This window comes from Thermodesulfobacteriota bacterium, assembly GCA_035325995.1.
In the GTDB taxonomy this organism is placed as follows: Bacteria; Desulfobacterota_D; UBA1144; order Nemesobacterales; family UBA2774; genus JADLGH01.
Window position 1 is genome coordinate 104,134 of the sequence record DAOKYU010000003.1, and the last position, 12,864, is coordinate 116,997.

Here is a 12,864-nt window from a genome sequence, read left to right on the forward strand (position 1 = left end):
CCGCGCATCCCGGACAATGGGCGTAGGGACTTTCCTTCCGCCGTGCCCGACCCGCCGGGAGCCTTAAGCCACTGGTATGATTAACATTCTCATACAGGCGTCGGCAAACCTGCCCGCTGTAAGTAATTGCTTACCAAGACTAGATAAAACTGCATCACAATCCGCGCGAAGTCAATTAATTTGTCGTTAACCCCCGCGCCGGAATCCATAAGCACCGGCTGTATTTTTTTCGATTCAGCCGCGCGTAACTCTGCGCCGCCGCGCCTCCCCGAAGGCGGAAATGAATCCGGACCGTACGAATACTATTGACAGTTCGGAATATTGCGATATATTATGAACATGGAAAACATAACTTCACAAAATGCGGACTTTCCGCGCCTGACCGGTCTCGATTCGCTGGCGCAGGCCGCCGAATGCCTCCGTGTGCTTGCCCACCCCCATCGCCTGAGGATGATCCAGATGATGCTGGCCGGCAGGTTTACGGTAGGTGAGCTCGCCCATGCGTGCGAGCTGCCGACGGCAATGGCTTCGGAGCATCTTCGCCTGATGCAGCGCTGCGGCTTTCTAAGCAGCGAAAAGGAGGGCAGGAAGGTGTTCTACCGCGTATCCGACCCTCACATTAAAAACCTCATGAAGTGCGTCGAGGAGCGCTGCGGGGAGGCCCTCGCGTGAAGGGATATTTTTTTGCCGTAATATTCGGGAATATTCCGATATATCGACTAATCAGCAACCAAACGATGTTCGAAAGGAGAACGAAATGAGCGTACAAACGATTACACCGAAGAGGCTCTCCGAGCTGAAGGCTGCCGGGGAAAACGTCCAGCTTATCGACGTCAGGACCCCCGCCGAGTTCCGCGAAATACACGTCGGCTTCGCCCGGAATGTGCCGCTCGACCGGCTGGATGCGTCCGGCCTCGCCGAAGGCGGCCGTATATACGTCATGTGCCGGGCGGGAAACAGGGGCAGGGAAGCCTGCGAGAAGCTCTTTAACGCCGCCGGAGTAGACGTCGTAAACGTCGAGGGGGGCGTGCTTGGATGGGAGGAAGCCGGGCTCCCCGTCGTTCGCGGGAAGAAGACCATATCCCTCGACCGCCAGGTGCGGATTGCCGCAGGCTCTCTCGTCCTTTTGGGGGCTCTGCTGTCCGTCCTCGTAAGCCCTTACTGGATAATACTGCCGGCATTCGTGGGGGCGGGGCTCGTATTCGCGGGCGTAACGGACACCTGCGGCATGGCCATGCTCCTGGCCCGCATGCCGTGGAACCAGGTCGGGGAAAACCCCGGCGGCGCATCCTGCGGGAAGAACCCGTCCGCCCTCGGGGGATAGCGCCGCCGGAATTTGAGGAACGAATTTACGCGAACAAATATAGAAAGGAGAAATCAAATGCTGCTTAAATACTTTTACGATCCCGGGCTGGCCCATGCATCCTACCTCGTCGGCTGCCGGCAAACCGGCGAAGCCGTGGTCATCGACCCGGGCAGGAGCGTAGATCAATACCTCGAAGCCGCGGAACTCGAAGGCCTTCGCATAGTCGGCTCCGCCGAGACGCACATACACGCCGACTTCGTCTCCGGGTCGTGCGAGCTCGCCGACAGGGTCGGGGCAAGGCCCTACCTCTCCGACGAAGGTCCGGCCGAGTGGAAATACCTGTTCGCCGGCCGCTACGACACGCAGCTCCTGAAGCACGGCGACTCGTTCCGCGTCGGCAGGGTCCGGCTCGAGGCCGTCCACACGCCGGGACACACGCCCGAGCACATATCCTTCCTCCTTACGGACGAAGGCGGCGGGGCGGACGAGCCGATGGGGATTTTCACGGGCGACTTCGTCTTCGTCGGCTCCATAGGCAGGCCCGACCTCCTCGAAACGGCGGCCGGCGTAGTCGGCAGCGCCGGGAAAGGCGCGCGGCAGCTCTATCGTTCGCTTGACATTTTCAGGGGCCTCCCCGACCACCTCCAGGTATGGCCCGCTCACGGGGCGGGAAGCGCCTGCGGCAAGGGCCTGGGTGCGATCCCGTCGAGCACCGTCGGCTACGAAAAACGCTTTAATCCTGGGCTCCGGTTCGAGGACGAGCAGGAGTTCGTCGATTATATCCTCTCCGACCAGCCGGAGACGCCTTACTACTTCGCCGTCATGAAGCGCGTCAACAAAGAAGGCCCGGCGCTCATCCGCACGCTGCCGCCGGTAGAGGCCCTCGACCCCGACCTCCTGGCCGAGGCTGCCGGCCGGTACGTCGTGATAGACACCCTCCCCGCGGCGGAGTTCGCGGAGGCCCACGTTCCGGAGACGATAAACATCCCTGCCGCGTCGCTCGTCAGGTGGGCGGGATTTCTGGTCGATTACTCGCGGCCCGTTTACCTCCTCGCGGACGAGGCCTCGATCCCGGCGCACCTTAGCCGCCTCCGCTCCATAGGCATAGACGACGTCGGCGGATATTTCGACGCCGGGGCCGTCGGGCAAGCCGGGCTCAGAACGGAGTTCTACGAATCCGCCTCCCCCGAAGAGCTTCGCCCCGACATCGAAAGGGGAGAGGTTACGGTCCTCGACGTCCGCGCGGCGACCGAGTACGGGGAAGGACACATCCCCGGAGCCGGGCACAAACTCGTGGGCAAGCTCCTTCGCGAAATGAACGGGGTCGAACAATCGAAGCCCGTGGTCGTCCACTGTCTCGGGGGCGAGCGCTCGGCTATAGCGGCGAGCCTCCTTCAGCGCGCGGGATACGACGTCGTCGATATGAGCGGCGGATACAGGGCCTGGACGGCGGCCGGGTTCCCGACCGAAAGGGGCTGATTTCACAAGGTAAAGGAACCGCATGCCGATAACCAGCCTCATATTCGGAGCCCTCGTCGGTCTCTCCCTCGGCCTCACGGGCGGCGGGGGCGCGATCTTCGCGGTGCCGCTCCTTGTATACGGAATGGGCCTCTCCGCGAAGGACGCCGTGGCCACATCCCTCTCCGCCGTGGGGGCCATCTCGACGGTCGGATTCCTCTCACACTGGCACAGGGGCAACGTCGAGCTAAAGACGGGCCTCCTCTTCGCCGCGGCCGGCATGGTCGGGGCGCCCGTCGGGACGTGGATCGCGGGCCTCCTCTCGCAAACCCTTCTCCTTCTCCTGTTCGCCGCGTTGATGGCGGTCGTCGCCGTCAGGCTCTGGCAGAAGGCGGGGGCGGTCCAGAACGAGATGCGGATCATGGAGGGAAAAGACTGCATGGCCGCCGGCCCTTCGTGCGAGCGCGACCCGGCTGGCGTCCTCATAATGAGCTCCTGCTGCGCCGTCCTCCTGGTCGTAATCGGTGTTATCACCGGCGTCCTCTCCGGCCTCTTCGGGGTCGGCGGCGGGTTCATCATCGTCCCCGCCCTCGTGCTCTTCAGCGGCATGTCCATCCACCGGGCCGTGGGCACGTCCCTCATGGTCATCGTTCTCATAAGCGCGGCGGGCGTCATCTCGCAGATTTTTGCCGGGCGAATCGTCTCGGGAGAGGTCACGCTCCTCTTCGTCGCGGGCGGCGTCGCCGGGCTCTTCGCGGGACAGGCCGCCGGGCGCAGGCTGTCGGGCCCTTCCCTCCAGAAGGTCTTCGCCCTCGCCATACTCCTCGTGGCCGCCTTCGTCGTCGTCAGGAACATACTCGGCTGAGCCTGTATTCCACGCGCGCCGGTCGGGCGCTTCGACGCATTCGCCGCCTTACCGTAGGCCCTAGGAATCCGGGCTCTCCATGGATTATAATCTAGGGATATTCCGAGCCTTCGTGCCGGCCGTATATGGAAACACAGCGAGTCCCATTTAAGGGCGTAGAGGAAAACGAGGCGATACGCTCCATTCTCGAGGGCACCTCATCCGAAGTCGGGGAGGCGTTCTTCGATTCGCTCGTCGAAAACCTGTCCAAGGTCCTTCACACGTACGGCGCATGGGTCACCGAATACCTCGAAGACACGAAACGCCTCCGGTCGATAGCGTTCTTCCTCGGCGGAAACCGGATCGATAGCTTCGAATATCCGGTCACTGGCACGGCCTGCGAGGTCGTGGTCGAGGAAAGAAGACTCGTACACATACGGGACAGGCTTTTCGAAAGGTTTCACGGAAACCCCGAGCTCGGCAAGGCCCTCCCAAATTTCCGGGCCGTAAGCTACCTGGGGATACCCTTTGAGGACACTGACGGGACAATACTCGGACACCTCTCCGTCATAGACCAGCTTCCCATACCCGAGGACCCGCAGGTCTTTAACGTCTTCCGCATATTCGCCAACCGCGCCAGCGCCGAGATGAGGCGCGTGCGTGCGGAGAAGGAGATACTCCAAAGGGAAGAGAAGCTCCGAAGGCTGTTCGACAGCGCCATGGACGCGATAATCGAGTTCGACAGCGATTTCAAGGTGACGAGTCTCAACCCCGCGGCGTCGAAGCTGTTCGGATACGGAAGCGGCAGAATGCAGGGAAGGCTCTTTAACCTGCTCCTGACAAAGGAAAGCAGCGCGAAGCTCTTGCGCATATCCGAGTTTCTCGACGCGAAGCCCGAGGGGGAAAAATTCATCTGGATACCCGAAGGCATAAGGGCCGTAAGCGAAGCGGGGGCCGAGTTCCCGGCCGAGGCCACGCTTTCGAGCTACGTCATGGGAAGCGACAGGTTCTACACGCTCATACTCCGTAACGTGAACGAGAGGCTCGAAGCCGAGCAGAAAATCCGGTCGCTTGCCAGCATGTCCGAATATCTCAAAGAGGAAATAAAATCGCTCACCGAAGAAAACGGTATAATCGGCGATAGCGTCTCCCTTAAAAACGTCCTCGAAGACGTTAAGAAAGTAGCCGCTACCGATGCGACGGTCCTCGTACTGGGCGAAACGGGGACGGGCAAGGAGCTCATAGCCAGGTCTATCCACTCTTCGAGCCGGAGGTCAGAAAAACCCTTCGTGAAGGTCAACTGCCCGGCTATACCTTCCAACCTCATAGAGAGCGAATTCTTCGGACACGAGAAGGGCGCGTTCACCGGCGCCACCGGAAAGAGAGAGGGCCGCTTCTCCATAGCAGACGGCGGAACGATCTTCCTCGACGAGATAGGCGAGCTTCCGCTCGACCTTCAGTCGAAGCTCCTGCGGGTGCTCCAGGAGGGTGAGTTCGAGCCCGTGGGCAGCTCCGGGACCGTCAGGGTAAACGTCCGCGTCATCTCGGCGACCAACAGGGACCTCCTAAAAGAGGTAAAGGAAGGGAGGTTCAGGGAAGACCTCTACTACAGGCTGAACGTCTTTCAGATAGAGCTTCCCCCTCTCAGGGAACGCGCCGAAGACATAGAGAAACTCGCCCGCGCGTTCGCCGACAAATTTTCCGCCCGGAACGGGATAACGCTCGCCCCCCTCTCTGCCGACGACATCGCCCGGCTCAGGGCATACCACTGGCCCGGGAATATAAGGGAGCTCCAGAACGTTATAGAGCGCGCTGTCATCACGTCCGCCGGCGGTAGAGCGAATTTCGAAAGGGCTTTCCCGGGGCTGAGGGACAGGTCCGCCACCCCGGAGACCGCACCCGGAGCCGACGCCGGCCCGGACGTCGTACTCTCCGACAGTGATTTAAAAGAGCTCGAGAAGAACAACATACTCCGCGCCCTCAAGAAAGCCGGATGGAAGGTGTCGGGCAAGGACGGCGCGGCCGCAATGCTCGGCATCCCCTCCTCGACGCTTAACTCGAAGATAAAGGCCCTCGGCATCGAGATACCCTCCAAGTAACCGGCTCGACTCCGTTCTATTGAAATCCCGCCTCCCGGAGTAGCGAGAAATCGCGAATAGCGAAATTCCGACATACGAGAATTTTTCTCGTTGACTCCCTAAGGCTCTGTCATACCTGCATTTTTTCGATCTCGCCTCGCCTGGCACGCCCTTTGCGCTTAAGCCCGGGCAAATAAACAAAAGGAGGTGATTGAAGTGAAGACATTGATCGCGGTTATGACGCTTGGGTTCACGCTCGGTTTCGCGTCTCTTTCATCGGCTGCGGATTCCATGGGGCTCTACACGGACGCCCCGGCCGTGAAGGATGTAAAGACCGAAACGAGGGGCGGCGAAGTCGAGTCGAGCCCGATGAGCTTTTACCTGGCTCCTGCCAAGGCGCGCATCCAGCACGACTCCACGAAAACCGCCGCGAGGACCGAAAGCGATGAGAACACACTTCTCGTATTCAGCGTCAGAATTTAAGACGGCGCTAAAATGGCGGGGGCCGAAAGGCTCCCGCTTTTAACAAACTAAATCATAAGGAGAGAACAATGAGCAACATACAGAACATAGAAACAGTTAAATCGAGAATGAAGGATGTTTGGAATTCTGGGGATTACGGCAAGTTCGCAACGTACATGGAGCCGGGCGCCGTCGAAATCCTGAACGAATGGAAAATAGCTCCGGGCAAAAAACTGCTCGACGTCGCCTGCGGGGCCGGGCAGATATCCATACCGGCGTCCCGCGCCGGTATCAATGTTACCGGGGTCGACATAGCCCCCAACTGGGTCGCCACGGCCCGCGCCCGTGCGGCAAGCGAAGGGCTCGACGCCAGTTTCGACGAAGGGGACGCCGAGGGCCTTCCATATAAGAACGACACTTTCGATGTCGCCGCTACCCTCGTCGGGGCGATGTTCGCACCCAGGCCCGAGATGGTGGCTTCGGAGCTTGTCAGGGTGACGAAGCCGGGCGGCAGAATACTCATGGTCAACTGGACGCCCGAGGGATTCGTCGGCCAGATGTTCAAAACGATTGGCAAGCATCTGCCGCCACCTTCTGACGTGCCCTCTCCCCTTCTCTGGGGAAACGAAGAGGTCGTAAAGACGCGCTTCGGCAACACCGTAAGCCACATAATACTTACGAAGAAGATATATCCGCTCTGGCACTATCCTTTCAGTGTGCCCGAGGTCATTCAGTTCTTCTTTGAGAATTACGGGCCTACCAATTCAGTTCTATCACGCCCTCTCACCGTTTAGCTCGGAAATAATGATCACGAATCTTCTATACAGGAACAGCTGCGAGCGCCAAGCGCGGTACTAGCTCCCTAACCTTACTATAATATCCGGGGCGCTGCCAGATAAGGAGTCCACAGCATCCTCTATTTCTGACAGTATTTGGTCAATAATTCCTCTGCCCTGGAATACCCCATGTTGAATGATTTTTTGGCGTCTTTACAGCCTGATTCCGTATTGCCCAATATAATCCTGGCAAAGGCGCTGCCGTAATATGGCTTTGGATTTTCAGGATCGAGGTCGATGGCCCTGGTGAAATCGGACAATGCTCCTTTATAATCCTCGAGGAGAGCCTTGCTCGTCCCCCTGCTCTCGTAGGCCTGCGCAAACCTCGGGTCCCACTCTATCGCTTTATCATAGTTCGCCACAGCATCCCGGTATTTACCCATTTTATAGTAGGTAAGCCCAACATTGTAATAAGCTATCGCCGATTTGGGCTGGAGCTCTATCGCTTTATTGAAATCCTTGAGCGCTCCCTCGTAGTCTTTCATATTGGTTTTGGCGTAACCACGGTTGATGAACGAGTCGGCATACCTGGGATCAATTTCGATCGCTTTCGTGTAATCCGCCAGTGCGCCTTCGTAGTCGCCCGCCTGTTCCTTAATGTTCGCCCTGTTAAAGTAGCCGGTGATGAATTTCGGGTTGAGCTCTATCGCTTTATTAAAATCCTCGAGCGCCCCTTTTGTGTCGCCGCTTGCCAATCTTGCGTTCCCACGGTTGTTGTAAGCCATTTCGAGATTCGGCTTGAGCTCTATCGCCTTGGTATAGTCGGCTATCGCGCTTTTTTTGTCACCCAGCTTCGATTTAGCGGTTCCCCTGTTGTTGTACGCCATGGCAAAAGCGGGATCGAGCCTTATCGCCTCATCGTAATCCTCGATCGCACCTGCCGTATCTCCCAGGTCGCCTTTGATATTTCCGCGGTTATTATATGCCAATGAGTTTTCGGAATTGAGCTCGATGGACACGTCAAAATCAGCCAGCGCGCCTTGTAGATCACCCATCTTACCCCTGGTCAGGGCCCTGCTGTAGTATGCCCGGGCCGAATCCGGGTCAACCTCTATGGCCTTGGTAAAATCCGCAACGGCCCCCTTTAAATTTCCCGACTCGGCTTTTGTAATCCCGGCCTCGATAAAATCCTGGGCCTTATCGGCCCGGGCGGCAAGGGGAATGAGTATCAAGGCCAGAAGCATCAGAACAATCTCGGGTCTTCTCATGCGAATACATTTTAATTGCTTTTCGCCGGCATCATAGCGTTTAATCATTTAACCGCGGCATCCGTCCCTCGAAACGGCAAAAGACATTCGGCCTTGAGCCCCTCTCCCACATAATTCCGGCTGCTGCTGCGTTTTTCATCCCGGCTCCTACCATTTATAAATAATTAAAGGTTATAATTAGCCCGTTATTATGATTTCCAAAATCCTTTCAAGCGCCGTCCTCGGAGTAGACGCATATATCGTTGAAGTCGAAGTCGATCTCGCGTTCGGCGTTCCGCAATTCAACACGGTCGGCCTGCCTGAAGGCGCGGTCAAGGAAAGTAAGGAAAGGGTAAGGGCGGCCATAAAGAACTGCGGATACGAGTTCCCGGCGAGGAGGATCACGGTAAACCTCGCCCCGGCCGACATAAGAAAGGAGGGTTCGGCCTTCGACCTTCCTATATCGCTCGGGATACTCTCCGCGACCGGCCTCATAGAGCAGGACCTTCTTCAAGACTACGTCATACTCGGCGAGCTCTCTCTCGACGGGAGAGTAAAGCCCGTAAAGGGGGCGCTGCCGAGCTCGATACGCGCGCGAGACACGGGACTCAAGGGAATAATCCTCCCGAGGGAAAACGCCGAGGAGGCCGCGGTCGTCGACGGAATAGAAGTCCTGGCGGTGGAAACGCTCCAGGACACCGTCGAGTTCCTCGCGGGAAAAAGGGTTATTGAGCCTACTGTAATCGACGTAGATTCCGTTTTCACCGCGGCCAGGAGCTATGACATCGACTTTCACGAAGTGAAGGGACAGGAGCATGTAAAGCGCGCCCTCGAAGTCGCGGCGAGCGGGGGGCACAACGTCCTCATGATCGGCTCCCCCGGCTCGGGGAAGACCATGCTCGCGAGGAGGCTTCCTACGATCCTCCCCGACATGAGCTTCGACGAGGCGCTCGAAACGACGAAAATTTACTCCGTTTCCGGACTCCTTCCCGACCACTCTTCGCTATATGCGACGAGGCCCTTCAGGCCCCCTCACCATACGATAAGCGACGCCGGACTCATAGGGGGCGGTGCGGTTCCGAAGCCGGGAGAGGTGAGCCTCGCGCACAACGGTGTGCTCTTTTTGGACGAGCTCCCGGAATTCAGGAAAAACGTCCTCGAAGTCTTGAGGCAGCCTCTCGAAGACGGCGTCGTCACAATATCGAGGGCCATAACCTCGATAACGTATCCCGCGCGCATGATGCTGGTGGCCGCCATGAACCCATGCCCCTGCGGCTATCACGGCGACCCGCTAAAGGAATGCAGCTGCAGCCCGATGCAGATACACAAGTACAGGGCGAAGGTATCCGGCCCCCTTCTCGACAGGATAGACATACACGTCGAAGTCCCGCCGGTAAGGTACAGGGAGCTTATCGAGGATACGAGGGGAGAAACCTCGGCCGATATAAAAAGCCGCGTCAACGCCGCGCGCGAGATACAAAAGGCGCGCTTTAAAAGATCCAGAATCCATTCGAATTCCCAGATGTCGCCCTCGATGGTGAGGAAATATTCGAAGCCCGACGACAAGGGCGCGAGCCTACTCCAGGCCGCGATAGACAGGCTCGGGTTAAGCGCGCGCGCGTACGACAGGATACTCAAGGTCTCCCGCACGGTGGCCGACCTCGACGGGTCGGAAAACGTCCTCGCCCATCACATATCCGAAGCCATACAATACCGCTCGCTCGACAGGGGCTGAGCCGAAATCAGGCCGCCCGACGGCGCCGTTTGCATCTCTCCGGCCTCTGTGCAACCCACTCGAAAACTCCGGACAGGGGTCAAAACCTGAAAAACCGCCCTCTAACGTCCCTCCCCAACGAGAATTTTTTCGCCCCGTCTTTTTTCATTTCAATCCTATTATTGCTGTTACACGCATCGAATAAGTACTACATTATATTAAATAAAACAATCAGTTACTGGTAAAGCTAATAACTACCAGCTAATATCCGCTCTCAGCCAATCACTTATTATCATTGATTTTTTTCTTGACAGAATTCTCATACCTCATTATTATGAACATGATTTTGAATATCAAACTAATATAATGGCGTAATTGTGCTTGAATAAAGGAGGGATTGCATGTACACAAGAGCGAAAGTCTTGACTCTTATTCTTTCAATTTCATTTCTATTCATGGCGGCCTGTGACGGCGGCAGCTCGAGCTCGGACGGACCAGGCCCGGGCCCGGACCCAAATGAGCAGCTTATTCAGAACATACTCGACGATTATGTCGACGGCGTGGTGGTAGGAACTTACGGATTGTTACAGGAAAGGGCGACAGCACTCAGGGAGGCGTGCGAAGCCCTCGAAGCAGACAGGACACAGCAAAATCTCGACGCCGCCAAGGCGGCTTGGATATCGGCCCGAATCCCGTGGGAGCAGAGCGAGGCGTGGCTCTTCGGACCCGTGGACTTCAGGGGCCACGACCCGGCTCTCGACAGCTGGCCGGTCAATAGAACGGACCTCGACGCAGTCCTCGCGAGCGGTGATGCCCTCACCCCGGAATTCGTCAGGAACCTCGACCCGACCCTCAAGGGATTCCACACGGCCGAATATCTTCTTTTCGCGTTCTCGATCGATCAGCTCGGCGACAGGGAGTTCGAATACCTGATAGCCGTCGTTACCGACATCGAGATCACGGCCACTGAGCTTCTTAACGACTGGACCGCGGGGCCCGACCCCTTCGGCGACGTCATGAAGACAGCCGGAAGCAATACGGTCTTCCCGTCACAGGTGAGCGCGCTCGAACAGATCATAGAAGGCATGTCCATCATTCTGGACGAGGTCGCCAACGGAAAAATCGCCGAGCCCTTTGACAACCAGGACGTCGAAGCCGTCGAAAGCCAGTTCAGCTTCAACTCGAGGGCCGACTTCGCGGACGACATAAGGGGAGTTCTTTACTCTTACACCGGCGACCAGCCGCTGCTGGGCATTAACGGCACCGGCCTCGACGAGCTCGTAGCCGAGACGGATCCCGATCTCGCGGCGAGGGTGGAAAACGAGATAAACGATGCGATAGACGCGATACTCGCGATCCCGCAGCCGTTCCGCGATGCGATTCTCGATCCCAATGCGACCGACGATATAGTAGCGGCGCAGGAAGCCTGCATAAAAGCATTCAACACCCTTAACGGGGAAGTATTACCTGTCATAAGGCAGTAAATCCGCAAATAGAGCGCCCGCCCCGAGCCATCCCCAAGCGGCTCGGAGCAGGTGCATACATATTTCTTTTAAGGTGAGGGGAACATGTGTAAAACGGGTGAGTCCGAGCCGGGAGTTTTCCGCCGGCTCTTTTATGCTTTTGTTCTTTGTGCACTCTGCCCGGTGTTTTTTCTGGCGTCTTGCGGGGAGGGCGATTCGTCGGATACGTCACCGGAGCCTGAGCCGACTGCCGGGCCTGTAAGGGCAGGCGGCGATACGAGTGTCTATAACCGCACTTCTTTTGCATTCGAGGTGCCCGCAGCGAATCTGTCGGAGGAGTCCTTGATCAAGCATTTAAACGGCGACGTGACGTTCGGCGACATATTCGTGACGCCTCCCGCGCCGAGAAATCCGGGACTCGGCCCGCTTTTCAACAACGTGTCGTGCGAGTCTTGCCACGTGAAAAACGGAAGGGGGCAGCCCGTGTTCGGCAACACGGGCCTCAGGAGCCACGGGCTCATCAGGGTTTCCGACCCCGGAGGAACGCCGCTCGTCCCGGGCGGTAACCGCCCCGTCGAAGGCCTCGGCGAGCAGATACAGGATCACGCAACCTTCGGATTTACACCCGAGGGCGAGGTCTTCCTCGACTGGGAGGAAGTCCCCGGCGCCTACCCCGACGGGACGCCGTATAGTCTCAGGCGGCCCATAGTCGAAGTGATCCTCTCGAACGGCGAGCCGCTGCCGGATTATATAGAAAGATCCTTACGGCTGCCGCCGCCCGTAATCGGTCTCGGCCTTCTCGAAGCCGTATCGGAAGAAACCATTCTCGAAAGGGCGGACCCCGACGATGCAGACGGCGACGGGATTTCCGGGCGGCCGAACATGGTCTGGGACACCGTTACATCCAACTTCGAGCTGGGGAGATTCGGGCATAAAGCGAGCTCGCACAGCCTGCGTGAGCAGGCCGTGAAAGCATATTCCGAGGACATGGGGGTTACGAACCCTGACCTCCCGGGTGAAGACCCCGAGCCCGATATAGACGAGGAGACGGTCAAGCTCACGACGTTTTACACGCAGACGCTCGCCGTGCCGCTCAGGCTCGACACCGACGACACCGACGTACCCGCCGGAGAGCGCATCTTCAACGACATAGGCTGCGAGCAATGCCACAGGTCCGTCCTGCGGACGGGGCAGCACGAGCTCCCCGAGCTAAGCGATCAGCTCATACAGCCTTTCACCGACATGCTGCTGCACGACATGGGCGAGGGGCTCGCCGATCACAGGCCGGACCACGAAGCAACCGGGACGGAATGGCGGACTGCGCCGCTCTGGGCTATAGGACTCACGAGAACTGTCTCGGGCGTACAGAACTTTCTCCACGACGGGCGTGCAAGGACGCTCGAAGAGGCGATACTCTGGCACGACGGCGAGGCGCGCAACGCCAAAGAACGCTTTATGAACCTAAATAAAACAGAGCGTGAAAAGCTCATCAAATTCTTGAACGCACTTTGAGGAA

11 protein-coding genes are annotated in these 12,864 nt (G+C 58.1%); 10 read left to right on the forward strand and 1 reads right to left on the reverse strand.

Annotated elements, in window-relative coordinates:
• Positions 1-339 precede the first annotated feature (339 nt).
• From PKC29_05275 to PKC29_05305, 7 genes are all read left to right on the forward strand, one after another.
• Positions 340-672: a metalloregulator ArsR/SmtB family transcription factor gene (locus tag PKC29_05275; GenBank protein ID HML94821.1), complete on the forward strand. Its 333-nt coding sequence runs from the start codon at positions 340-342 to the stop codon at positions 670-672.
• An 85-nt stretch (positions 673-757) separates the two neighbouring features.
• A complete protein-coding gene (locus tag PKC29_05280) occupies positions 758-1,324 on the forward strand; it encodes a rhodanese-like domain-containing protein (protein ID HML94822.1) in 567 nt (188 codons plus the stop codon).
• A gap of 57 nt (positions 1,325-1,381) precedes the next feature.
• Positions 1,382-2,785, forward strand: a complete 1,404-nt coding sequence (locus PKC29_05285) for an MBL fold metallo-hydrolase (GenBank protein ID HML94823.1) — start codon at positions 1,382-1,384, stop codon at positions 2,783-2,785.
• A gap of 22 nt (positions 2,786-2,807) precedes the next feature.
• Complete coding sequence (locus PKC29_05290; GenBank protein HML94824.1) at positions 2,808-3,629, forward strand: sulfite exporter TauE/SafE family protein; 822 nt, start codon at positions 2,808-2,810, stop codon at positions 3,627-3,629.
• Between the two features lie 125 nt (positions 3,630-3,754).
• On the forward strand, positions 3,755-5,707 hold the full coding sequence (locus PKC29_05295; protein HML94825.1) for a sigma 54-interacting transcriptional regulator: 1,953 nt from the start codon (positions 3,755-3,757) through the stop codon (positions 5,705-5,707).
• A 195-nt stretch (positions 5,708-5,902) separates the two neighbouring features.
• The gene (locus PKC29_05300; GenBank protein ID HML94826.1) at positions 5,903-6,169 is read left to right on the forward strand and encodes a hypothetical protein; all 267 of its coding nucleotides are present in this window, start codon (positions 5,903-5,905) and stop codon (positions 6,167-6,169) included.
• Positions 6,170-6,237: 68 nt separating this feature from the next.
• Positions 6,238-6,942: a class I SAM-dependent methyltransferase gene (locus tag PKC29_05305; protein HML94827.1), complete on the forward strand. Its 705-nt coding sequence runs from the start codon at positions 6,238-6,240 to the stop codon at positions 6,940-6,942.
• 122 nt (positions 6,943-7,064) lie between these two features.
• Here PKC29_05305 and PKC29_05310 read toward each other — a convergent pair whose 3' ends face one another.
• Positions 7,065-8,240, reverse strand: a complete 1,176-nt coding sequence (locus PKC29_05310) for a tetratricopeptide repeat protein (GenBank protein HML94828.1) — start codon at positions 8,238-8,240, stop codon at positions 7,065-7,067.
• A 142-nt stretch (positions 8,241-8,382) separates the two neighbouring features.
• Here PKC29_05310 and PKC29_05315 point away from each other — a divergent pair, with 142 nt between their 5' ends.
• The 3 genes from PKC29_05315 to PKC29_05325 all read left to right on the forward strand — a co-directional run bounded on the left by PKC29_05315 (position 8,383) and on the right by PKC29_05325 (position 12,860).
• Entirely contained in the window at positions 8,383-9,906 is a 1,524-nt protein-coding gene (locus PKC29_05315) for a YifB family Mg chelatase-like AAA ATPase (GenBank protein ID HML94829.1), read from the forward strand.
• Between the two features lie 380 nt (positions 9,907-10,286).
• Positions 10,287-11,369, forward strand: a complete 1,083-nt coding sequence (locus PKC29_05320; protein HML94830.1) for an imelysin family protein — start codon at positions 10,287-10,289, stop codon at positions 11,367-11,369.
• An 84-nt stretch (positions 11,370-11,453) separates the two neighbouring features.
• Entirely contained in the window at positions 11,454-12,860 is a 1,407-nt protein-coding gene (locus PKC29_05325; protein HML94831.1) for a di-heme oxidoredictase family protein, read from the forward strand.
• Positions 12,861-12,864: the final 4 nt, after the last annotated feature.

Coding starts and splice junctions, on each gene's coding strand:
- PKC29_05315 (HML94829.1), top strand. CDS start 8,383: ATGATTTCCAAAATCCTTTCAAGCGCCGTCCTCGGAGTAGACGCATAT.
- PKC29_05325 (HML94831.1), top strand. CDS start 11,454: ATGTGTAAAACGGGTGAGTCCGAGCCGGGAGTTTTCCGCCGGCTCTTT.
- PKC29_05295 (HML94825.1), top strand. CDS start 3,755: ATGGAAACACAGCGAGTCCCATTTAAGGGCGTAGAGGAAAACGAGGCG.
- PKC29_05285 (HML94823.1), top strand. CDS start 1,382: ATGCTGCTTAAATACTTTTACGATCCCGGGCTGGCCCATGCATCCTAC.
- PKC29_05280 (HML94822.1), top strand. CDS start 758: ATGAGCGTACAAACGATTACACCGAAGAGGCTCTCCGAGCTGAAGGCT.
- PKC29_05310 (HML94828.1), bottom strand. CDS start 8,240: ATGATTAAACGCTATGATGCCGGCGAAAAGCAATTAAAATGTATTCGC.
- PKC29_05320 (HML94830.1), top strand. CDS start 10,287: ATGTACACAAGAGCGAAAGTCTTGACTCTTATTCTTTCAATTTCATTT.
- PKC29_05305 (HML94827.1), top strand. CDS start 6,238: ATGAGCAACATACAGAACATAGAAACAGTTAAATCGAGAATGAAGGAT.
- PKC29_05275 (HML94821.1), top strand. CDS start 340: ATGGAAAACATAACTTCACAAAATGCGGACTTTCCGCGCCTGACCGGT.
- PKC29_05290 (HML94824.1), top strand. CDS start 2,808: ATGCCGATAACCAGCCTCATATTCGGAGCCCTCGTCGGTCTCTCCCTC.